Origin of the sequence: Planktosalinus lacus (assembly GCF_014640155.1) — a bacterium.
Classification (GTDB): Bacteria; Bacteroidota; Bacteroidia; order Flavobacteriales; family Flavobacteriaceae; genus Planktosalinus; species Planktosalinus lacus.
Map to the genome: position 1 here is coordinate 418,376 of NZ_BMGK01000001.1, position 24,405 is coordinate 442,780.

At 37.8% G+C, this 24,405-nt stretch carries 17 protein-coding genes; 16 read left to right on the forward strand and 1 reads right to left on the reverse strand.

Annotation, left to right across the window (positions count from 1 at the left end; genetic code table 11):
- The first annotated feature begins 106 nt into the window (after window positions 1-106).
- From rimP to IEV69_RS01950, 4 genes are all read left to right on the forward strand, one after another.
- Window positions 107-574 (forward strand): ribosome assembly cofactor RimP, encoded by a 468-nt coding sequence (gene rimP, locus IEV69_RS01935; protein ID WP_188438904.1) that lies wholly within the window; start codon window positions 107-109, stop codon window positions 572-574.
- An 8-nt stretch (window positions 575-582) separates the two neighbouring features.
- The gene (gene nusA, locus IEV69_RS01940) at window positions 583-1,818 is read left to right on the forward strand and encodes a transcription termination factor NusA (RefSeq protein WP_188438906.1); all 1,236 of its coding nucleotides are present in this window, start codon (window positions 583-585) and stop codon (window positions 1,816-1,818) included.
- A 48-nt stretch (window positions 1,819-1,866) separates the two neighbouring features.
- On the forward strand, window positions 1,867-4,614 hold the full coding sequence (infB, locus tag IEV69_RS01945) for a translation initiation factor IF-2 (protein ID WP_188438908.1): 2,748 nt from the start codon (window positions 1,867-1,869) through the stop codon (window positions 4,612-4,614).
- Window positions 4,615-4,742: 128 nt separating this feature from the next.
- Window positions 4,743-7,232 carry a DUF5916 domain-containing protein gene (locus IEV69_RS01950; protein WP_188438910.1) on the forward strand — a complete coding sequence of 830 codons (2,490 nt, stop codon included), beginning with the start codon at window positions 4,743-4,745 and terminating at the stop codon, window positions 7,230-7,232.
- On the opposite strand, the gene IEV69_RS01955 is transcribed toward IEV69_RS01950, so the two are convergent.
- Window positions 7,229-7,612 carry an SPOR domain-containing protein gene (locus tag IEV69_RS01955; RefSeq protein WP_188439025.1) on the reverse strand — a complete coding sequence of 128 codons (384 nt, stop codon included), beginning with the start codon at window positions 7,610-7,612 and terminating at the stop codon, window positions 7,229-7,231. The genes IEV69_RS01950 and IEV69_RS01955 overlap by 4 nt on opposite strands.
- A gap of 236 nt (window positions 7,613-7,848) precedes the next feature.
- Between IEV69_RS01955 and IEV69_RS01960 the strand changes: the two genes are divergently transcribed.
- From IEV69_RS01960 to ruvA, 12 genes are all read left to right on the forward strand, one after another.
- Entirely contained in the window at window positions 7,849-9,198 is a 1,350-nt protein-coding gene (locus IEV69_RS01960) for a c-type cytochrome (protein WP_188438912.1), read from the forward strand.
- A gap of 32 nt (window positions 9,199-9,230) precedes the next feature.
- Window positions 9,231-12,296 carry a TAT-variant-translocated molybdopterin oxidoreductase gene (locus tag IEV69_RS01965; protein ID WP_188438914.1) on the forward strand — a complete coding sequence of 1,022 codons (3,066 nt, stop codon included), beginning with the start codon at window positions 9,231-9,233 and terminating at the stop codon, window positions 12,294-12,296.
- 22 nt (window positions 12,297-12,318) lie between these two features.
- Window positions 12,319-13,764 (forward strand): NrfD/PsrC family molybdoenzyme membrane anchor subunit, encoded by a 1,446-nt coding sequence (gene nrfD / locus IEV69_RS01970; protein WP_188438915.1) that lies wholly within the window; start codon window positions 12,319-12,321, stop codon window positions 13,762-13,764.
- 2 nt (window positions 13,765-13,766) lie between these two features.
- Window positions 13,767-14,297, forward strand: coding sequence for a DUF3341 domain-containing protein (locus tag IEV69_RS01975; RefSeq protein ID WP_188438917.1), 531 nt, complete (start codon window positions 13,767-13,769; stop codon window positions 14,295-14,297).
- Between the two features lie 92 nt (window positions 14,298-14,389).
- A complete protein-coding gene (locus IEV69_RS01980; RefSeq protein ID WP_229741265.1) occupies window positions 14,390-14,935 on the forward strand; it encodes a c-type cytochrome in 546 nt (181 codons plus the stop codon).
- A gap of 28 nt (window positions 14,936-14,963) precedes the next feature.
- Window positions 14,964-16,262 carry a quinol:cytochrome C oxidoreductase gene (locus tag IEV69_RS01985; RefSeq protein WP_188438921.1) on the forward strand — a complete coding sequence of 433 codons (1,299 nt, stop codon included), beginning with the start codon at window positions 14,964-14,966 and terminating at the stop codon, window positions 16,260-16,262.
- A 28-nt stretch (window positions 16,263-16,290) separates the two neighbouring features.
- On the forward strand, window positions 16,291-17,352 hold the full coding sequence (locus IEV69_RS01990; RefSeq protein ID WP_188438923.1) for a cytochrome c oxidase subunit II: 1,062 nt from the start codon (window positions 16,291-16,293) through the stop codon (window positions 17,350-17,352).
- A gap of 25 nt (window positions 17,353-17,377) precedes the next feature.
- Complete coding sequence (locus IEV69_RS01995) at window positions 17,378-19,204, forward strand: cytochrome c oxidase subunit I (protein WP_188438925.1); 1,827 nt, start codon at window positions 17,378-17,380, stop codon at window positions 19,202-19,204.
- Between the two features lie 101 nt (window positions 19,205-19,305).
- Window positions 19,306-20,328, forward strand: coding sequence for a Holliday junction branch migration DNA helicase RuvB (gene ruvB / locus IEV69_RS02000; protein WP_188438928.1), 1,023 nt, complete (start codon window positions 19,306-19,308; stop codon window positions 20,326-20,328).
- A gap of 78 nt (window positions 20,329-20,406) precedes the next feature.
- Window positions 20,407-21,333, forward strand: a complete 927-nt coding sequence (queG, locus tag IEV69_RS02005; protein WP_188438929.1) for a tRNA epoxyqueuosine(34) reductase QueG — start codon at window positions 20,407-20,409, stop codon at window positions 21,331-21,333.
- Window positions 21,334-21,430: 97 nt separating this feature from the next.
- On the forward strand, window positions 21,431-23,737 hold the full coding sequence (locus IEV69_RS02010; protein ID WP_188438931.1) for an NADP-dependent malic enzyme: 2,307 nt from the start codon (window positions 21,431-21,433) through the stop codon (window positions 23,735-23,737).
- An 85-nt stretch (window positions 23,738-23,822) separates the two neighbouring features.
- Window positions 23,823-24,404, forward strand: a complete 582-nt coding sequence (gene ruvA, locus IEV69_RS02015) for a Holliday junction branch migration protein RuvA (RefSeq protein WP_188438933.1) — start codon at window positions 23,823-23,825, stop codon at window positions 24,402-24,404.
- Window position 24,405 lies beyond the last annotated feature (1 nt).

Consider the following 24,405-nt stretch of genomic DNA (forward strand, 5'->3'; position numbering starts at 1 on the left):
AACTTCCATCCTTTTTTTTTAATGAGAATTAATTCTTATATTTGCGCCATTGAAAAACAAGGTATTAGGTGAGGGGACGGCGAGTCCCCTCTTTTTATAGATTAAAATGTTGAAAGAAAAAGTTCTGCAGCTATTGGATATAGCATTAGAAGAGCATCCAAAATTGTTTTTGATTGATTTTAATATTGACTTAAATAACGATATTAAAGTAATACTGGATGGAGATGAAGGAGTTTCATTGAGCGACTGCATTGCAGTGAGCCGGGCTATTGAGCACAACATTGACCGCGATGAATTTGATTTTTCACTTGAGGTTGCTTCAGCAGGTGCATCATCACCTTTAACAATGCCACGACAATACAAAAAAAATATTGGCAGAATTTTAGAAGTTAAAACCCTGGATGGTCAGACAGTTGAAGGAACACTCACAGAGGTATCAGAAAATGGAATCAATTTGCAATGGAAAGCAAGAGAACCGAAACCGGTTGGAAAAGGAAAAATCACTGTTGATAAATCACTTGATATCCCCTTTGAAAATATAAAAGAGAGTAAAGTAAAAATAATATTTAACTAAGTACAGATATGGAAAATATCGCATTAATTGAATCTTTTTCAGAATTTAAAGACGATAAATTTATCGATAGGGTAACTCTAATGGCAATCCTTGAAGACGTATTTAGAGCTACTTTGAAAAAGAAATATGGTGACGATGATAATTTTGATATTATCATAAACCCTGACAAAGGAGATTTGGAAATCTGGAGAAACAGAACTGTAGTTCCCGATGGTGAAGTAGAAGACCCAAACCAGGAAATCTCTCTTAGCGATGCAAGAAAAATTGAACCCGATTTTGAAGTGGGAGAAGATGTTCCTGAGGAAGTTAAATTGGTCGACCTTGGAAGAAGAGCAATTTTAGCACTACGCCAAAACCTTATTTCAAAAATTCACGAACACGATAACACCAATATATACAAGCAATTTAAAGACCTTGAAGGCGAGCTTTACACTGCTGAAGTTCATCACATAAGACACCGAGCAGTAATTTTGCTTGATGATGAAGGCAATGAAATTATTTTGCCAAAAGAAAAACAAATTCCCTCAGACTTCTTTAGAAAAGGAGACAACGTTAGAGGTATTATTGAAAGTGTAGAGCTTAAGGGAAATAAGCCTGCCATCATAATGTCAAGAACAAGTAATAAATTTCTTGAGAAACTTTTTGAACAGGAAATCCCCGAAGTCTTTGACGGATTGATTACTGTCAAAAATGTTGTGAGAATTCCCGGCGAAAAAGCCAAAGTATCTGTAGATTCTTATGATGATAGAATTGACCCCGTTGGAGCTTGTGTTGGGATGAAAGGATCAAGGATTCACGGGATTGTTCGTGAACTCGGAAATGAAAATATTGACGTGATTAACTATACTGCAAATACAAATTTGTATATTTCACGCGCTTTAAGTCCCGCAAAAATAACTTCAATTTCAATCAATGACGAAACCAAACATGCTGAGGTAACCCTCAAGCTTGAAGAAGTCTCAAAAGCAATAGGCCGTGGAGGTCACAACATTAGACTGGCAGGACAATTAACCGGCTACGAAATTGACGTGATCAGAGAAGGTGTTGAAGAAGAAGAAGATGTTGAATTAAGAGAGTTCTCAGATGAAATCGAAGGATGGATAATTGATGAATTTTCAAGAATTGGGCTTGACACAGCTAAACAAATATTAGAGCAAGACATTGATGACCTGGTTAAAAGAACCGATCTCGAAGAAGAGACTATCAGAGAGGTGATTAATATCTTAAAAGAAGAATTTGAATAAAAAACACAACAGAAACAATTTCTGAAAATAAAAAAGTAAACATACTTTATGGGTGAAGTAAACACAATGAGGTTAAACAAAGTTTTACGCGAATTCAATATTTCGCTGGATCGCGCCATGGATTTTCTAAAAACAAAAGGTGTAGAAATCGAAGCACGACCCACTACAAAAATATCAGAAGAAGTGTATCAAATTCTCTTTGATGAATTTCAAACTGATAAATCTAAAAAAGTAGCCTCAAAAGAAGTTAGCGAAGAAAAGAAAAAAGAAAAGGAAGAACTTCGCCTGGCTCGAGAAAAAGAACAGGAAGACAAGCAAAAAGCTGCCGAAGCCAAAGAAAAAGAAGTCGTCAAGGCACAATCAAAGCTTGATGGTCCTAAAACTGTTGGTAAAATTGATTTGGACAAACCCAAAAAAGAGCAAACTCCAAAAGAAGAAAAACCTGCTGAAGAAAAACCTGCTGAAGAAAAAATAGCAAAAGAAGAAAAACCTGCTGAAGAAAAACCTAAAGAAGTTGAAGAGCCCAAACCTTCTAAAAAGGAAGCTAAAGAAGAACCAAAAAAAGAAGTAAAAAAAGCAGAACCAGAAACTCCTGCAAAAGAAGAACAGGATGGCTCAGCACTCACAGAAACCAAATACACCAAGTTGGATGGCCCCAACTTTACAGGCAAAACGATAGACTTAGAACAATTTAAAAAGTCAAAAAAGAAGCCCGAAAGACCAAAACCAAGTACCGGTGCTTCTAAAGACTCTAAAGACTCGAAAGATTCAAAAGGCAAAAGGAAAAGAATTACAAAAGAGCCAGCAAGAGGTGGTGCGGCATCGGGCGGTGCTTCCAGGGGCAAAACTTCCAAAGGACGTGGCAGGCAAATAACACATAAGGAAGAGCCAAGCGAAGAAGAAGTGCAAAAGCAAATCAAGGAAACGCTTGAAAAACTTCAGGGAAAATCCTCCAAAGGAAAAGCCGCAAAATACAGAAGAGATAAAAGAGATACACACCGTCAAAAGTCTGAAGATGAACTTGCAAGCCAGGAAGCACAAAGTAAAGTGCTTCAGGTAACAGAATTTGTATCTGTTAACGAACTTTCAACCTTAATGAACGTTCCTGTTACTGACATTATTTCTGCTTGTATGACACTTGGAATGATGGTGACGATGAACCAAAGGCTCGATGCAGAAACATTAACTATTGTAGCAGACGAGTTTGGGTTTGAAGTTAAATTTGTTACGGCCGATTCTGAGGATGCTGTTGTTGAAGAAGAAGTAAACCCAGAAGACCTTGAACCAAGAGCACCCATAGTAACTGTAATGGGACACGTTGACCACGGTAAAACATCTTTATTAGATTACATTCGTCAGGAAAACGTTATTGCAGGAGAGTCCGGGGGAATCACACAGCATATTGGTGCCTATGCAGTTCAGCTTGAAAATGGTCAGAAAATCACATTTCTGGATACACCGGGTCACGAAGCTTTTACAGCTATGCGTGCCAGAGGTGCCAAAGTAACTGACCTTGCCATTATTGTTGTTGCTGCAGATGATGATGTGATGCCTCAAACAAAAGAAGCAATCTCTCACGCCCAGGCTGCAGGAGTGCCCATAGTGTTTGCAATCAATAAAATTGACAGACCCGAGGCAAACCCAGAAAAAATTAAAGAAAAACTTGCCGGAATGAACCTTCTTGTAGAAGATTGGGGTGGAAAAATTCAATCTCATGATATCTCTGCAAAACAAGGAACCGGTGTAAAAGAACTTTTAGAAAAAGTACTCCTCGAAGCCGAGTTACTTGAATTGAAAGCAAACCCAAATAAACCTGCTACAGGAACTGTTGTTGAAGCATTTCTTGACAAAGGAAGAGGGTATGTGTCTACAATTTTAGTGCAATCAGGTACTTTAAATATTGGAGATTATATCTTAGCAGGTCAACATAGCGGAAAAGTAAAAGCGATGCATGATGAACGTGGTCATAATATTAAATCTGCCGGACCGGCATCACCGGTTTCAGTTTTAGGGATTGATGGAGCACCTCAGGCAGGTGATAAGTTTGCTGTTTATGAAGATGAAAGAGAAGCAAAGGCTATTGCAACAAAACGCACCCAATTACAAAGAGAACAATCAGTTAGAACACAACGCCATATTACACTTGATGAAATAGGAAGACGTATTGCTTTAGGCGATTTCAAAGAGCTGAATGTTATTTTAAAAGCAGATGTGGATGGTTCTGTTGAAGCATTAACAGATTCTTTCCAGAAATTATCAACTGAAGAAATTCAAATCAACATTATACACAAAGCGGTTGGTCCAATAACTGAAAGTGATGTATTATTAGCTTCGGCTTCTGATGCTGTGATAATAGGATTTAATGTGCGCCCAATGGGTAATGCCCGACAAATTGCAGATAAAGAAGAAATTGACATCAGAATGTATTCCATTATTTATGATGCGATCAACGATCTTAAAGACGCGATGGAAGGGATGCTGTCACCGGAATTGAAAGAAGAAATTACCGGTACTGCTGAAGTTAGAGAAACATTCAAAATCTCAAAAGTTGGAACCATTGCAGGTTGTATGGTAACTAGTGGAAAAATCATCAGAAATACCGGTATCAGGATTATTCGCGAAGGTGTTGTAATCCACACAGGAACTCTTGCTTCACTAAAACGCTTTAAAGATGATGTGAAAGAAGTTTCTAAAGGCTATGACTGTGGGATCCAGATTAAAAATTACAATGACCTTGTAGAAGGTGATATAATTGAAGGATTCCAAGAGGTTGAAGTCAAGAAAAAACTAAAATAATATATTTAAATAAATCTAAAATAAAAATGCTGTTCAAAACTGAACAGCATTTTTTATGAGCCATCATTTTAGTTTAAAATTTGTAACATTAAAAAAAAGAACCCGTCTTTTACTTAAAGATCTCATTGATGAATAAATTGTTTACGCGATTATTGCTTTCGGTTTTAATTTTAAGCTGCATTCATAGCAGTGCTCAAACAACAGATAGCATTTTTAGAAAAAAAATAGTTGTTTCAAAAGTTTCAACGGCTCCAAAAATTGATGGAATTTTAGATGATAAAGTGTGGGAATCAGCTCCGATAGCTTCAAATTTTATCGAAAGACAACCCGTAAACGGAAAACCAATTCCTGATAGTTTAAAAACCGAAGTAAAAATTATTTACGACGATTTAGGTATTTATTTTGGAGCTGTGATGTATGACCCTGAACCTGATAAAATATTAAAAGAATTAACAGAAAGAGATGAAATTGGCAATGATGATTTCTTTTTTATTCTTTTGAATGGATACAATGACCGGCAACAAAGCTTGCAATTTATTGTTACAGCCGCTGGAGTGCAATATGATGCAAAAATGACCAACGACTCTGAAGATTCTTCCTGGAATGCCGTTTGGTTTAGCGAAGTAAAAATTAATGATGATAATTGGGTTGCTGAACTATTTATCCCCTATTCTGAGCTGCGTTTTCCAAAAAAAGAGGTTCAAACCTGGGGTCTAAATATGGAGCGGGAGTTTAGAAGAACTCGCACTCGTTACAGCTGGAATTATATTGATAATTCAAAAGGCGGGTTTTCTATTTATGACGGCGAAATTCACGGGATTGAAAACATCAAAACACCGGTAAGACTCTCTCTACAACCTTACCTGTCTACCTATGTTAATAGTTTTGACGGTGACTCAGAAGTTGTTTTTAACGGTGGAATGGATTTAAAATATGGAATCAACGATGCATTTACCCTTGATATGGTATTAATCCCTGATTTCGGACAAACAAAATTTGATGAAACCGTTTTAAACCTTTCTGCATTTGAAGTGCAATATGCAGAACAACGACCCTTTTTCACAGAGGGGACAGAGCTTTTTTCAAAGGGCGGCTTGTTTTACTCAAGAAGAGTAGGAGATGCACCTAGTGGTTATCCAAATTTAAATGAAAATGAAACAATCAGTTCTTTTCCATCAAAAGTTGATTTGGTCAATGCCACAAAAGTTTCAGGTAGAACCTCTGGTGGATTGGGAGTAGGTGTTTTCAATGCTGTTACAAAAAATGCATATGCAACCATCCAAAACAGCGAAACTCAGGAAAACAGAGAAGAACTGGTTGAGCCGCTCACAAATTATAATGTATTGGTGCTGGACCAGCGTTTTGGTGACAATAACTCGATTTCGGTTATTAATACCAATGTTTTACGTGAAGGCAGTTTCAGGGATGCCAATGCGACTGCAGCATTACTTAGCATAACTAACAAAAATAATACTTTTAGATATAATGTTGAAGCTAAAAGTAGTTGGGTGCTGACCGATTCTACAAAATTTGGTATGGAAGGGAGAGCACAAGTGGCTAATATTAGTGGTAAACACAGATTCACTACGGCAATAAATTTTAGAACTATTGATTATGATATTAATGACCTGGGCTTTTCTTCAAATACAAACTACATAAATTATTATGGATATTATGGTTATCGATATCTCCAGCCGAGGGGTTTTTTAAATAACTTAAATCTTAATTTTAATCTCAATTTCAATCGAAGACTCCAACCTGACCTTTATTATGCTTACAATTTTAATTTTAATTCAAACTTTGTAACTAAAGACTTTTTAGCATTTGGTGGGGGTTTTGAAATGACTCCCTTTGGAGTAAATGATATTTATGAGCCAAGAGTAAAAGGGTGGTATGTGAAGCAACCGGCATATTATAACCCTTGGGTTTGGATTTCAACAGATTACAGAAAAAAGTTTGCGGTAGATTTAAATACAGATTTTCAAAAGTTTGATGAAAAAAACAGACAGATAGCAGAATTTAGGTTTTCACCAAGGTTTAGGTTTTCTGATAAGTTAAAACTAATCACCAGTGTGTCAGCAATTTTTTCATCAAATGAACAAGGGTTTGTGAGCTTTGATAACAGTCAAATTATATTTGGGCAACGCGATCGAAATACATTAATTACCTCACTGGAATCACAGTATATATTTAACAATAAAATGGCGGCTAATGTCTCCTTTAGGCATTACTTTTCTGAGGTAGATTACCATCAATATTACACCCTTCAACGCGATGGTTCATTAGAGGATAACAGTTTCTATACCAATCCACATGATACAACTTATAATAGCTGGAATCTGGATGTGCGTTACAGCTGGTGGTTTGCTCCCGGTAGTCAATTAACCTTTTTGTATCGAAATTCGATTGAGAGTTTCTTTGAAAATTCAGGATTTAGCTTTTCTGAAAATTTTGACAATCTTTTTGAAAAACCGCAATTCCATAGTTTTTCAATTAGAATTAGTTACTTTTTGGATTATAACAGAACTAAAAATTATTTCAGTAAACCACAGAAAGAGGAGCGTGTGGGGCTTAGATTTCCCCCTAAAATGACATTGGGTAATAACCAAAAAGGTTAATTACGCCTGTCTGGCCTAAAAACAAAGGCATTAGGAAATTCTTTCTGAATCTCCAATAAAGCTCTGTCTGCTTCTAGTCGTGTTACAAAATTTCCAACCCATACTTTATAGTTAGGAGTTTCATATTCAATGGTTGCTTTCCAGAGCGCCCTACTTTTTTGATAATCTTTGATAATGGTGTTTGCTTGTTTTAACTCACCGTAATACAACTGAATGGTAAAGCCATCACTGAGCTTATTTTCCTTTGAAAGCATTGTTTTAAGTCTCAAAAGTTCAGTGATTTTATCGTCTTCATAAATTTCAACAGTGCCTTGTTGTGCATTTGTGACATTGAGGTTAAACACAAATAAAATTAAGGTGATATAAAGTGAATATTTCATATTTGGTAAACTCATTTTTTATTCGTTACAAAGCTAAATCATTATAACTGATTCATGCATAAAATTATTATTTAGAATTAATATAAATTATCTGTTAACGCATAGTTTGAATTCCTAAAATGGACTTAAAATGTTACTTTTGTCCAGTTATTTTGAGGGAAATTTGCTTAACTCTTTTTTTATGAGCACATAAGCTAAATTCCTTCCAATTTTTACACGATAATACATTACAAAGTATGAAAAAGGTGAAATACCCAAATCTATTGTTTAAATTATCTTCCTATGTGTTAGCAGCTATGCTGTTAATTTTCACAAACAATCTTAATGCTCAAGAAGAAACTGCTCAAGATACTACAGAAGTTGTATCAGAAGATACAACAGAAACTGTAGCAGACCTGGGGGGTGATCCTGTGGCCGGAAGACAATTGTTTAATAGTAATTGTGCTGCCTGTCACCAGCTAGACCGCAAAGGTGTAGGTCCAGCTTTAAGGGGCGTGGCTGAAAAGTATGAGAAAGAGTGGTTGTACAGCTGGATTAGAAATAGTCAAGCCTTAGTGAAAGCGGGTGATCCTACGGCAGTTGCTTTGTTTGAAGAATGGAACCAGTCTGTAATGCAGGCATTCCCACAATTGTCAGATGAAGATTTAGATAATATTATAGCATATACAAGCGCGCCCAAAGCTGAACCTGCATCAGCAACGGCAGATACTACCGGAGGGGGAACAACTTCTCAAGATTCTGGGATATCAAATAGCCTGATTTTAGGAGTATTGGCTATTGTGATGTTGATGCTTGTGATTATGCTGTTCCTTGTAAACAATGTTCTTAAGAAGATTGCCGTAGCAAACAAAATAGAATATGAAAGGAAAGAAAAATCAACACCCCTATGGAAGGCCTTTGTGCAAAACCAGTTTTTGGTTTTAGTAACAGCTGTGTTTCTTTTGTTGGCAGGAGGGTATTATGCTTATGGCTTCTTTATGCAGGTAGGAATAGATCAAGGTTATGCACCGGTACAACCCATTCACTTTTCACATAAAATTCACGCCGGTGACAATCAAATTGACTGTAATTTTTGTCACTCTTCTGCCAGAAAAAGCAAGCATTCAGGAATTCCTTCATTAAATGTGTGTATGAGTTGCCACGAAAACATTTATGAGTACAATGGCGAAGAAGATATAGAAAATGGCTACACAAAAGAATTTTATGATGCTGAAATAGCAAAACTATATGATGCAGTAGGTTGGGATGCTGAAGAAAGAACGTATTCTGGTGAGGAGCAGCCCGTCAAATGGGTGAGAATTCACAACCTCCCGGATCTGGCTTACTTTAATCACTCACAACACGTGAATGTAGCTGGTATTGATTGTCAAACCTGTCACGGTCCAGTTGAAGAAATGGAAATCCTTTATCAATATTCTCCCTTAACAATGGGGTGGTGTATTGATTGTCACCGAACAACCAACGTTGATCTGGAAGGAAATGAATACTATGAAAAAATTCACGCTGAACTTTCTAAAAAGTATGGTGTTGAAAAATTAACAGCTGCTCAAATGGGTGGGCTGGAATGTGGTAAGTGCCACTATTAAAATTTAAATAAAGATAAATTTCAATCTAAAATATGGCATCAAGCAAGAAATACTGGAAAAGTGTTGAAGAGCTAAACGAAAATAGCTCAATTGTTGAGACGCTAAAGCAAAATGAGTTTGTTGAGGAAATTCCAACTGACGAATTCCTTGGTAACAAGGAAGCACTGGAAACTTCAACAACCACTCGTCGTGACTTTTTAAAATATGTCGGGTTTACCACGGCAGCTGCATCATTGGCAGCGTGTGAAGGACCTGTCGTTAAGTCCATTCCTTACGTTATCCATCCGGATGAAATTGTGCCCGGACTTGCAAATTTCTATGCAACCACAATTGCAGATGGTTTTGATTTTGCATCTGTATTGGTTAAAACTAGAGAAGGAAGACCCATCAAAATTGAAAACAATACACTCGCCAACACCAAAGGTGGTGCGAATGCAAGAGTCCAGGCATCTGTTTTGTCACTTTATGATAAAAACAGGCTTCAAGGTCCGCTAGCTGAAGGAGAACAAGTAGACTGGGATTATTTCAACCCGCTGGTTGCTTCCAGACTAGACAACCTAGCTGCAAACGGAAGCGAAGTGGTTTTGTTAACTCAAACTTTTGCAAGCCCTTCTACCAGTAAACTTATTAAAGAATTTACAGAGAAATATTCAAACATTCGTCATGTTGTTTATGATACAGTTTCATCTTCTGAAGCTCTTGATGCTTTTCAAATGAAATATGGTGTTAGAGGATTGGCTGATTTTGATTTTTCACAAGCTGAAGTAATCGTTTCAGTTGGTGCTGACTTTCTGGGAGATTGGCAAGGTGGAGGCTATGATGCAGGATATGCCAAAGGACGCATTCCTAAAAACGGAAAAATGTCTCGACACATTCAATTTGAGTCTCTAATGACACTTTCCGGTGCAAATGCTGATAAACGAGTGCCTGTAACGCCTGCACAACAAAAAGAAGTATTGAAGGCATTGGCCGGAAAAAATGCTGATTTACCACAGCATATTCAGGATGCAGTTTCTAACGCAAAAAGACAACTTCAAAAAGCTGGTTCAAAAGCTGTGGTTGTTTGTGGACTGATGGATGTTGAAGCTCAATCAATGACGCTTGATTTGAATGAGTCACTTGGAAGCACTTTATTTGATACAGAACGACCAAGACTAATCAGACAAGGAAACAATCAGGAAGTACTAAATGTTGTTCAAGGTGTAAAATCCGGAGCAATAAAAGGACTTATCACAATGGGTGTAGATCCTTTATATTCTTTACCCAAGAGTGAAGAGTTTTCTGAAGCATACAAAAATTTAGACTTTACCCTTGCATTTGCTATGCGTGAAGATGCAACTGCTTCTGAAGCACAATTAGTTGCTGCCATTCCACACTATCTTGAATCCTGGGGCGATATTCAAATAAAGAAAGGCCACTTTGCACTTTCGCAACCCACCATCAAGCCTTTATTCAACACCCAACAATTTCAGGAAACCTTACTTGCAATTCTTGGAAAAGAACAAAGCTATTACGACTACATTAAAGAAAGTATAGAACCCATACTCGATGGAACTAACTGGAATCAAGCGCTGCACGATGGTGTGTTTGAAAGCACTGCCAGCCTGATGCCTGAGACTGAAGTTGTTTCAGGAACGATGGAGGCTTCTGAATCAAATGGCGCATTTGTAAATCCAATGAATGCTGAAGGTGAGTTTGACTTGATATTCTATACAAAAACTAATATGGGTGACGGGCAAAATGCAAATAACCCATGGCTGCATGAAATGCCCGACCCAATAACAAGAACTTCCTGGGATAATTACCTTACTGTTTCAGCTTCAGATGCAGAAGCATTAGGACTTGTAAACAAACACGTTGCCAATGGAGGTTTGAATGGAAGCTATGTTAATATAACCACAAATGGCACAACGCTTGAACGTGTTCCGGTTTTAATTCAACCCGGCCAGGCTAAAGGTACTGTGGGTCTAGCATTTGGTTTCGGTAAAACTCACAATATTCAAAATGAAATGCAAGTGGGCGTAAATGCCTACACTCTTTATCATAACTTTAAAGGAGTTCAACGCGTTTCACTTGAAAAAGCAACTGGCGAACACGAATTTGCTAGTGTACAGTTGCACAACACTATGATGGGTAGAGACATCATTAGAGAAACCACACTTGAGGTTTTTAACACTGTGGATTACAAGGAGTGGAACCCTAAGCCCAAAGTTTCTTTAAATCATGTCAACACACCTGTAGATTCACCTGATGTAGATTTATGGGAAAGTTTTGATCGTTCTATCGGTCATCACTTCAATCTGTCTATAGATTTAAACGCGTGTACCGGTTGTGGTGCCTGTGTTATAGCATGTCACGCCGAAAACAACGTTCCGGTTGTTGGAAAAACTGAAATTAGAAGAAGTAGAGATATGCACTGGCTGCGAATTGACAGATATTATTCATCAGAAGAAAGTATACTTTCTGATGCCGATAAGAAAAATGCAATTTCCGGTTTAGGAGAATCTCTGAGTCAGTTTGGGGAACTTGAAAATCCTTCAGAAAACCCTCAGGTAGCATTCCAGCCTGTAATGTGTCAACACTGTAACCACGCTCCCTGTGAAACAGTGTGTCCTGTGGCAGCAACATCACATGGACGTCAGGGTCAAAATCAGATGGCCTATAACCGTTGTGTGGGAACAAGATACTGTGCTAACAACTGTCCTTACAAAGTGCGTCGTTTTAACTGGTTCTTGTACAGCCAAAATGATGAGTTTGATTACCACATGAACAATGACCTGGGTAGAATGGTTATCAATCCTGATGTGACCGTGCGCTCACGTGGTGTAATGGAAAAGTGTTCATTTTGTATACAAAAAACACAAAAAACAATCCTTGATGCCAAGCGTGACGGAAGACAGATTACAGATGGTGAATTTCATACTGCCTGTTCAGCAGCTTGTGATAAAGGTGCAATGGTTTTTGGCGATATCAATGATGAAAATGCTGAGATTGTCACCAAATTAAAAGATAAACGTAAGTATCACTTGATTGAGTATTTGGGAACCAAACCAAATGTAATGTATCAAGTGAAAGTAAGAAATACAGAAGAAGTATAATTAGAAACATTTAAAAAAGGATATGTCTCATTACGAAGCACCTATAAGAAGGCCATTAGTTTTAGGAGAAAAAACCTATCACGATGTAACTGTTGATGTAGCCGCACCTGTTGAAGGTAGAGCTAATAAATCTTGGTGGATAGTTTTTTCTATTGCCTTAGTCGCGTTCCTTTGGGGGGTGGGCTGTATAGTATATACCATAGCAACCGGAATTGGCGTATGGGGATTGAATAAAACTGTTGGATGGGCCTGGGATATTACAAACTTTGTTTGGTGGGTAGGTATTGGTCACGCCGGTACACTTATCTCAGCTGTTCTCTTGTTATTCAGGCAAAAATGGAGAATGGCCATTAACCGTTCTGCTGAGGCAATGACAATTTTCTCTGTGATGCAAGCAGGTCTTTTCCCACTCATTCACATGGGACGCCCTTGGTTGGGTTATTGGGTGGTTCCAATTCCAAACCAGTTTGGTTCACTATGGGTGAACTTTAATTCACCTTTGCTATGGGACGTATTTGCAATTTCAACATATCTTTCGGTTTCGCTCGTATTCTGGTGGACAGGATTGCTTCCCGATTTTGCTATGATAAGAGACCGAGCTATAACACCATTTACAAAAAGAATATATAGTATCGTTTCCTTTGGTTGGAGCGGAAGGGCAAAAGACTGGCAGCGATTTGAAGAAGTATCATTGGTCTTAGCCGGTTTGGCAACACCTCTTGTACTTTCTGTTCACACCATTGTATCCTTTGACTTTGCTACTTCGGTAATACCGGGATGGCACACCACTATTTTCCCGCCATACTTTGTTGCAGGAGCGGTATTCTCAGGTTTTGCGATGGTAAATACCTTGCTCATTATCATGAGAAAAGTATCAAATTTAGAAGACTATATTACCATCCAGCATATAGAACTGATGAACATCGTTATTATGATTACGGGTTCTATTGTGGGTGTTGCATATATAACAGAGTTGTTTATAGCTTGGTATTCAGGAGTGGAGTATGAGCAATATGCGTTTCTGAATAGAGCAACCGGTCCTTACTGGTGGGCATACTGGTCAATGATGTTTTGTAACGTAATATCACCACAGGTAATGTGGTTTCCAAAATTGAGGAGAAGCATTATGTTCTCATTTATCATCTCCATTGTGGTAAACATAGGGATGTGGTTTGAGCGTTTTGTAATTATCGTGACCTCGCTTCACAGAGATTATTTGCCCTCATCCTGGACCATGTTTTCACCCACATTTGTTGATATAGGAATCTTTATTGGTACCTTAGGGTTCTTCTTTGTGTTGTTTTTATTATATGCACGAAGTTTCCCTGTAATAGCTCAGGCAGAAGTAAAATCGATATTGAAATCTTCCGGGGCAACATACAAAAAATTAAGGGCTGAACATGGAGATGATGTAGATCATTCAGTTGTTATAGTAAAAGATAATACTAAAAATAAAAACAAAGAATAGCCATGGCATCAAAAGTTATTCATGCAATATATACAGACGATGATGTTTTAATGCAAGCCGTAAAGGATGCTAGAAAGGCACATTATCACATAGGAGAAATCTATACACCATTTCCGGTTCACGGTCTGGACAAAGCAATGGGTCTGGCACCAACGAGACTTGCCATAACTTCATTTATTTATGGGATTATAGGATTGGCAGTTTCTATTGTGATGATGAATTATATTATGATTGAGGACTGGCCTCAGGATATTGGGGGAAAACCCAGCTTTAGTTATATTCAAAACATGCCGGCTTTTGTTCCGGTAATGTTTGAGTTGACCGTGTTTTTTGCAGCTCACTTAATGGTAATTACTTTTTATATGAGAAGTAAGCTATGGCCATTTAAAAAAGCAGAAAATCCGGATGTAAGAACAACAGATGATCACTTCCTTATGGAAATTGATGTTGAAAACCATAGTGTTGAAGAGCTTTCCAAGTTCCTTCAAAATACCGGTGCAATTGAAGTTAATTTAATAGATAAGCAAGAATAATTCCAATGAAAAATAGCGCTTATATATTCGTATTTCTAATCGTTTTAAGCTTGACATCTTGTTCAGACAGCAAGAGCCCAAACTATCAGTTTATGCCTAGTATGTATGAGTCTGCGGCTTATGAGGCATATAGTGAAGGGGAACTATTTGTGAATAACCAGTCAGCAAAACTTCCTGTTGAGGGCACTATACCTAGAGGACATAGTGTTTATGAATATGAAGACTCCCTTGAGGGGCTTACAGACGCAAGAGAAAATTTAAAAAATCCTCTTCCTGTAACTGAAGAAAACCTTGCTGCTGGAAAAGAACTGTATGGATATTTTTGTGCTGTTTGTCACGGAGATAAAGGTGACGGAAAAGGAATTCTTGCTCAACGCGAAAAGTTTTTGGGAATACCCAGCTATGCCGACCCGGGAAGAGTCATTACTGAAGGAAGTATCTACCACGTTCAGATGTATGGACTCAATGCGATGGGTTCATATACAGCTCAAACAACACCTGAAGAACGCTGGCAAATAACCATGCACGTTCAAAACCTAAAGGCTGAACTGGAAGGAAATCCTAAATTAGCAACCATTTCTGAAACGGAAAACGCATCTGCGGAATCTACTTCAGAAAGTGAACAAATAGAAGACTAACAGTAGATTTAAAGAGATAGTTAAAGATATGTACACGCTACCTAATAAACTTAAACTTTTTGCAATTGTATTTATGGTCATTGGTGCCTTAGGTATGGTTGCCGGTTTTGTAAATGCTCCTGGTTCACAAGAGGAAGTAAAAGAAATGTTGGCTCACCATGATGATCACGGAGCAACTGCTGATAGTGAAACAGCTCAACACGATGATGAACACGTTGAACATGTATACCATCAATTACAAAACAGACCTTGGTCTGCCGTATATGTTGCAGCATTTTTCTTCTTTATGATTGCTTTGGGTGCATTAGCGTTTTATGCGATACAACATGTGTCTCAAGCCGGTTGGTCTCCGGTACTCTTCAGGGTTATGGAAGGGATTACCGGTTATCTTGTTCCCGGTTCAATCATTATGTTTTTACTTTTAGTGCTTTCGGCAATGCATGTTAACCACATTTTCCATTGGATGAACGCTGAATTGTTTGATCCTGCAAGTGAAAAATATGATGCCTTGGTTGCTAATAAATCAGCTTGGCTAAATGAAACCTCTTTTTTAATTAGAGCAGCGATTTATTTGCTGGGATGGAATGCATACCGTTACTTATCAAGAAAATATTCATTGAAGCAAGATGAAGAGGGTGGAATGCATTGGTTTAAAAAGAATTTTAAACTTTCTGCCGGGTTCCTTGTGTTTTTTATTGTAACAGAATCAATGATGTCCTGGGACTGGATTATGGGATTTGATCCTCACTGGTTTAGTACATTGTTTGGTTGGTATGTTTTCTCGGGGATGATTGTTTCTGCAATTACTGTGATCGCCATGGTTGCTGTTTACCTGAAATCTCAAGGGTATTTAGAACATTTAAACAATAGCCATATCCACGATTTAGCTAAATTTATGTTTGGATTCAGTATTTTCTGGACCTATCTGTGGTTTTCACAGTTTATGCTGATATGGTATGCCAATATACCTGAAGAGGTTACCTATTTTGTTTCGAGAATTGAAGACTACAACCTCTTGTTCTTTGGCATGCTGGTCCTGAATTTTGTTTTTCCACTTTTATTATTAATGAATAGTGACTTTAAACGTGTTAACTGGCTAGTTATAGGAACCGGAATTGTCATCCTTGTAGGACACTACATCGATGTTTTTGTTATGGTTATGCCTGCAACAGTTGGGGAGTCATGGTTTATTGGCATTCCTGAAATTAGTGCTTTATTGTTCTTTTTTGGACTCTTTATTTATGTGGTGTTTTCTACACTTGCAAAAGCACCCCTTCTGGCAAAAGGAAGTCCGTTTATTGAGGAGAGCAAACATTTTCATTATTAATTAAGAACTGTAAAGAACCAATATAAAAATGACAGTATTTTTAGTTTTAGCCGTATTAGTACTTTTTGCTGTAGCGATTTGGCAAATGAATAAAATATTCCAATTGTCAAAAGTTGGAAAACAAGATAATTCTCAGATAGCGAATGATAAAGACAATAACTTTCAGGGAAAGTTAATGGTCTGGTTTATGGTGTTTTTCTACGTGTTCTTAATCTATGGATTCTGGGAGTGGAGTGATGTTCTCCTTCCTGATGCAGCTTCTGAACATGGAAAAGACATCGACCAGTTAATGTTAATTTCAATGGCTATCATTATGTTGGTGCTGGTAATAACACAATTTTTATTACACTATTTTGCATTTAAATACAGAGGAAGACAAGGTCAAAGAGCTGTTTTCTTTGCCGATAATGATAAGTTAGAATTTATCTGGACAATCATTCCGGTTATTGTCTTAGCAGGCTTAATTATCTATGGATTGTTTACCTGGACAGACATAATGAATGTTAGTGAAGATGATGATCCCCTTATCATTGAACTCTATGCAAAGCAGTTTACTTGGGAAGCCCGTTATGCTGGTGAAGATAATATTTTGGGAGAAGCAAATGTTCGCTTTATTGAGGGAGTAAACACCATTGGTGTTGACGCTTCAGATCCTGATGCAATGGATGATATCGCAACACGTGAGCTGCATTTACCGGTAGGCAGAAAAGTTTTATTTAAAATGCGCTCACAAGATGTGTTACACTCTGCATATATGCCCCACTTTAGAGCACAGATGAACACCGTTCCCGGAATGATTACTCAATTTGCATTTACACCTTCAATTACTACAGAAGAAATGCGTAAAGATCCTGAAGTAATCGAAAAAGTCGAAAACATCAATGCATTGAGAAATGAAAAAAATGTCGAGTTGGAAGCATTAGGTGAAGAAACACTATTGCCATATGAGTTTGATTATTTGCTGCTATGTAATAAAATTTGCGGAGCATCTCACTACAATATGCAAATGAAAATTATTGTTGAAACTCAAGAAGAGTTTGATGCCTGGTTAGCAGAACAAAAAACCATGGAGCAAACACTCAATCAGTAAAATTTAAGATTAAGAAACATCAGATATGTCAACAGAAGCACACAACAATACAGCAGATCACCACGAAGATCACGGGCATCATCATCATAAAGACACCTTCATTACTAAATATATATTTAGTATAGATCATAAAATGATTTCAAAGCAATATCTGCTTACAGGATTGTTTATGGGAATTATTGGTATTGCAATGTCAATTTTGTTTAGAATGCAACTGGCCTGGCCAGATAAGCAGTTTACAGTTTACGAAATTTTCCTTGGAAAATGGGGAGCAGAAGGCATAATGGATCCCAATGTTTACCTGGCCTTGGTTACAATCCATGGAACCATCATGGTTTTCTTTGTTCTCACTGCAGGTTTGAGTGGTACCTTTAGTAACCTTTTGATTCCGCTTCAGATTGGGGCAAGGGATATGGCCTCAGGATTTTTGAATATGATTTCTTATTGGCTGTTTTTCTTATCGAGCATTATCATGTTGATGTCTTTATTTGTAGAAGCAGGACCTGCAGCAGCCGGTTGGACAATTTATCCGCCACTTAGCGCATTGCCACAAGCGATGCCGGGTTCAGGTGCCGGGATGACACTTTGGTTAGTGTCTATGGCAATATTCATTGCTTCCTCATTACTGGGGTCGCTAAATTATATTGTTACTGTAATCAACTTGCGAACAAAAGGTATGTCAATGACGCGTTTACCACTAACGATATGGGCGTTCTTCGTTACTGCAATTATTGGAGTGGTTTCGTTTCCGGTGCTTTTTTCTGCAGCTTTAATGCTTATAATGGACAGAAGCTTTGGAACATCATTTTTCCTATCTGATATTTATATTGCCGGCGAAGTATTACACAACCAGGGAGGTTCGCCTGTACTCTTTGAACACTTATTCTGGTTTCTAGGACACCCTGAAGTTTATATCGTTATTCTACCGGCATTAGGAATTACCTCTGAAATTATTGCAACAAATTCACGAAAACCAATCTTTGGTTACCGTGCTATGGTTGCTTCAATTCTTGCAATTGCGTTCTTATCAACAATTGTTTGGGGTCACCATATGTTTGTTTCCGGTATGAATCCATTCTTGGGCTCAGTATTTACCTTTACAACATTATTGATTGCGATACCTTCCGCTGTAAAAGCATTTAACTATATCACAACTCTCTGGAAAGGAAATCTTCAGTTTAATCCCGCTATGTTATTTTCCATCGGATTGGTTTCTACTTTTATTTCCGGAGGTTTGACAGGTATTATTTTGGGAGACAGTGCACTTGATATCAATGTCCACGACACCTACTTTGTGGTAGCCCACTTCCACCTTGTGATGGGTATTTCAGCGTTGTATGGTCTTTTTGCAGGAGTGTATCATTGGTTTCCTAAAATGTTTGGCAGGATGATGAACAAGAACCTTGGTTATGTTCATTTTTGGGTGACTGTTATTGGTGCCTATGGAATATTTTTCCCAATGCACTTTATTGGAATGGCAGGACTCCCCAGAAGATATTACACAAATACAGCATTCCCTTATTTTGATGACCTCGCAAACATAAATGTGGTAATCACCATTTTTGCTATCATCACAGCAGCCGTGCAGTTGGTGTTCCTCTATAATTTTATTAGCTCCATATTTTATGGAAAGAAAGCGCCACAAAACCCCTGGAAATCCAATACTTTGGAATGGACAACACCAGTAAAACACCTTCATGGAAACTGGCCGGGAGCGATTCCACACGTTTATCGTTGGTCTTATGACTATAGTAAACTAAACAAAGAAGGTGATGATTATGTCATAGCAGGACAGGATTTTGTTCCACAAAACGTTCCACTTCAGGAAGGTGAGGAAGAATTAAACCATTAAAATGACTCTTTTATAAATATGAAAAGCCCTTTGTGAATTCAAAGGGTTTTTTCTTTTTGAACCAAATAAGAGTCGCTTCATTTTTCCCTATCTTTGTTTTTATGAATGAAAACTTAGACCCAACGGGAGAAAATTTCTCTCCTGAAGAAATGGACATTGAACGTAAACTACGTCCGTTAAGCTTTAGTGATTTTACCGGTCAGGAACAGGTGATTGAGAACCTTAAAATATTTGTGCAAGCTGCAAATTTAAGAGATGAAGCTCTTGACCACACCTTGTTTCATGGTCCACCGGGTCTAGGAAAAACTACCCTTGCACATATCCTTGCAAATGAACTTGAAGTGGGTATCAAAATCACTTCAGGACCAGTCTTGGACAAACCGGGTGATTTAGCAGGCTTACTTACTAACCTTGAAGAACGTGACGTCTTATTTATTGATGAGATTCACAGATTAAGTCCCATAGTTGAAGAATACCTCTATTCTGCAATGGAAGACTATAAAATAGATATTATGATTGAAACAGGACCCAATGCCCGTACAGTTCAAATCAATTTAAACCCCTTTACCCTCATTGGAGCCACAACACGATCTGGACTTTTAACAGCACCTATGCGTGCTCGTTTTGGAATTGCCTCTAGATTACAGTATTACAATACAGAACTTTTAACGACAATTGTTCAGCGAAGCGCCGAAATTCTAAAAGTTAAGATTGGAATGGAAGCAGCTATTGAAATTGCAGGCAGAAGCCGTGGTACACCACGTATTGCCAATGCACTTTTGCGAAGGGTGAGAGATTTTGCACAAATAAAAGGTAATGGAGCTATTGATATAAAAATCGCAAAATATGCCCTGGAAGCATTAAATGTTGATCAGTTCGGTTTGGATGAAATGGACAACAAAATTCTCACCACCATCATCGATAAATTTAAAGGAGGCCCTGTTGGGATTACTACCTTGGCAACCGCAGTGAGCGAAAGTGCTGAAACCATCGAAGAAGTGTATGAACCTTTTTTAATTCAGCAGGGATTTATTGTGAGAACACCCCGCGGACGTGAAGTTACTGAAGCAGCCTACAAACATCTTGGAAAACTTAAAGGCCCTGCTCAAGGTGGTTTATTTTAAATCAGTTTCCTAAGATTTACTTTATCAGGGTTTAAACAATACCAAAAAATTTAATTAATTGTATTTAGAATTTTTTAAATGAACGTGAAAGAAACCCATACTTCACTTATAAAAATGGAAGCCAAACGTTTAGGGTTTTTATCCTGCGGAATCAGTAAAGCCGAATTTTTAGAAGAGGAAGCACCCCGCTTAGAGCAGTGGCTGAAAAAAAACAGGCACGGTACAATGCACTATATGGAAAACTATTTTGACAAACGCCTGGACCCAACAATACTGGTTCCGGGAGCAAAAAGTGTTGTTTCATTATTGCTCAATTATTTTCCTGACAAAGTGCAAAATCAGGATAGCTATAAAATTTCAAAATATGCTTATGGTATGGACTATCACTTTGTAATTAAAGATAAACTAAAATCTTTGTTACAATTTATTAATCAAGAAATTGGAGAAGTGGGAGGAAGGGCGTTTGTAGATTCTGCTCCTGTGTTGGACAAAGCGTGGGCAGCAAAAAGCGGCTTGGGATGGATAGGCAAACACAGCAACTTGCTATCTAAAAAAGCCGGGTCCTTTTACTTCATTGCAGAACTCATTATTGACCTTGAGCTAAATTATGATACACCAGTTACAGATCATTGTGGCTCGTGTACCGCATGCATTGATGCTTGTCCCACACAAGCAATTGTTGAACCCTATGTGGTAGACGGCAGTAAATGCATTTCTTATTTTACCATTGAGTTAAAAGATGCTATTCCAAATGAGTTTAAAGGAAAATTTGAGGATTGGATGTTTGGCTGCGATGTCTGTCAGGATGTGTGCCCCTGGAATCGGTTTTCTACACCGCATCAGGAACCCTTATTCAATCCTAAACCTGAGTTATTAGCAATGACTAAAAATGATTGGAACGAAATCACCGAAGAAGTATTTAAAAAACTATTTAAAAATTCAGCTGTAAAGCGCACCAAATTTGATGGATTAAAAAGAAATATAAAATTTATAAGAAGCTCATAATTCCTCATCTATTTATCACTCATAAAGATTAACAATTAAATTTTTCAGATTTCGTGGATAAACTTACCTTTGCTTGTCATACTAACTACAAAACCTTATGAGCAAAGAAAGCAGAAGAAGAGAAGCTTTAGTATATCACGCAAAACCAAAGCCGGGGAAGATACAGGTTGTACCAACAAAAAAATATGCATCTCAGAGAGACTTGTCATTGGCATACTCCCCGGGAGTTGCCGAACCTTGTCTGGAAATTGCAAAAGACAAAAATAACGTTTATAAATATACCACCAAAGGAAACCTTGTTGCAGTTATTTCAAATGGAACAGCAGTTCTAGGGTTAGGGAATATTGGTCCTGAAGCATCCAAGCCGGTGATGGAAGGGAAAGGCTTGTTGTTTAAAATATTTGCTGATATTGATGTTTTTGATATTGAAGTAGATACTGAAAATATTGATGCTTTTATTGAAACGGTTAAAAATATAGCACCCACTTTTGGGGGTATCAACCTTGAAGATATCAAAGCTCCTGAAGCATTTGAAATTGAAAGGCGCCTTAAAGAGGAGCTTGACATTCCAGTGATGCATGATGACCAGCACGGCACCGCAATTATTTCAGCAGCTGCGCTTATCAACGCTTTGGAACTGGCAAATAAAAAAATTCACAAAGTAAAAATAGTTATCAGCGGAGCGGGGGCAGCTGCTATTTCTTGTACCCGTTTGTATAAAGCATTTGGGGCAAAAGCTGAAAATATAGTAATGCTAGACAGCAAAGGTGTGATAAGAAAAGACCACCCCAATTTGAGTCCCGAAAAAGCAGAGTTTGCCACTTCAAAAAAAATAAACACTCTCGAAGAAGCTCTTAAAAAAGCCGATGTATTTGTTGGGCTCTCTGTTCAGGATATCGTAACTCCTGCTATGTTGAAATCCATGAGCAAAAACCCCATAGTTTTTGCGATGGCAAACCCCAATCCTGAAATTGATTATGACCTTGCCATAAAAACCAGAGACGACATTATCATGGCTACAGGAAGGTCAGACCATCCCAATCAGGTTAATAACGTACTTGGATTTCCTTATATTTTCAGGGGAGCACTAGATGTGCGAGCAACAAAGATTAATGAGGAAATGAAAAAGGCTGCAGTTTTGGCCCTCGCCGAATTAGCCAAAGAACCTGTTCCTGAACAAGTTAATATTGCTTATGGCGAAACAAAACTGAATTTTGGAAGAGATTACATCATTCCAAAACCATTTGACCCCCGCCTGATAGCAAAAGTACCACCTGCTGTGGCAAGAGCAGCTATGGAATCTGGGGTTGCGAAAGAACCCATTGTTGACTGGATCAAATATGAAGACGAACTTTATGAACGTATGGGTGCCGATAACAAGATTGTGCGTTTACTTGTTAACAGGGCCAAAACAGATCCCAAACGTGTTGTCTTTGCAGAAGCAGATCATCTGGATGTGTTAAAAGCTGCTCAGATTATATATGATGAAAAAATTGGAATACCCATACTTTTAGGTAGAAAAGAAGTCATTTTAGAATTGATGAATGAAATAGATTTTGATGCACCTATCGAAATTATTGACCCAAAAGCAGACGAAGAAGACACACGGAGAAATCATTATGCAACTAAATATTGGGAAGCTAGAAGGCGCAGTGGAGTGACACTTTATGAGGCCAAAAAATGGTTGCGAGAGCGCAACTATTTTGCAGCTATGATGGTTAATGCCGGTGATGCAGATGCTCTTATAACAGGTTATTCACGCTCTTACCCCTCAGTTTTAAAACCTATGCTGGAAGTAATAGGGAAAATTGAAGGCGTAGATAAAGTAGCAGCCACAAACTTGATGGTCACCAAAAGAGGCCCGATGTTTTTGTCTGACACTTCCATCAATATTGACCCCACTGCAAAAGAACTTGCCAAAATAGCTCAAATGACTGCATTCACGATGAAAATGTTTGGTATGACACCGGTTATGGCTATGGTTTCTTATGCTAATTTTGGTTCTTCAAAACACGAAAAAGCTAGAAAAGTCAAAGAAGCCGTTTCACTCCTGCATAGAACAAGTCCCGATTTGATAGTAGATGGAGAAGTTCAAATGGATTTTGCGCTCAATATGGAATTGCATAAAAAGAATTTTCCATTTTCAAAATTGGCAGGAAAGAAGGTAAATGCATTGATATTTCCAAGTTTAGATTCTGCAAATAGTAACTATAAGCTTTTAAAAGAATTGAACAATGCTGAATCAATAGGGCCAATAATGTTGGGAATGAAAAAACCGGTTCATATACTTCAATTGGGTGCCAGTGTTGAGGAAATTGTAAATATGGCCGCTGTAGCAATTATTGATGCCCAGCAAAAGGAAAAAAGAGCAAACAGCCAAAAGTTAAAACGAAAGAAACGTTAGTGTTTCAAATAGAAAGATTTGTCTTTTTTTAAAAAGGGATTGATAATAAAAATACTATATTTGACGTTTAACACTAAGTTAACAAATGATAGCACACATTAATGGACGGATGGTTGAGAAAAGCCCAACGGGTGTTGTGATTGACTGTGGAGGAGTAGGCTATCAAATACATATTTCATTGCACACATTTTCGACCCTTCCCCAAACTGAAAATGTTAAATTGTACACCCATCTTTTGGTAAAAGAAGATGCCCATACACTCTATGGATTTGTTGAGCAATTTGAGCGTGAAATATTCAGGCTTTTAATATCTGTTTCGGGTGTAGGAGCGGGAACAGCAAGAACAATGCTTTCTTCTTTAACCCCTAACCAGATAAAAGAAGCAATAGCTCTTAATGATGTTGCTACCATTCAGTCAATTAAAGGGATTGGGGCAAAAACAGCACAAAGAGTTATTTTAGATTTGAAAGACAAAATTATAAAAGTATATGCTTTGGATGATGTTTTAAGTCAATCAAGCAATACCAATAAAGATGAAGCGTTATCTGCATTGGAAACGTTGGGGTTTTTGAGAAAACAGGCTGAAAAAGCCTGTGATAAAGTGTTAAGAGAAAACCCTGAAGCCACTGTAGAGACAATAATAAAATTAGCGTTAAAAAACTTGTAAA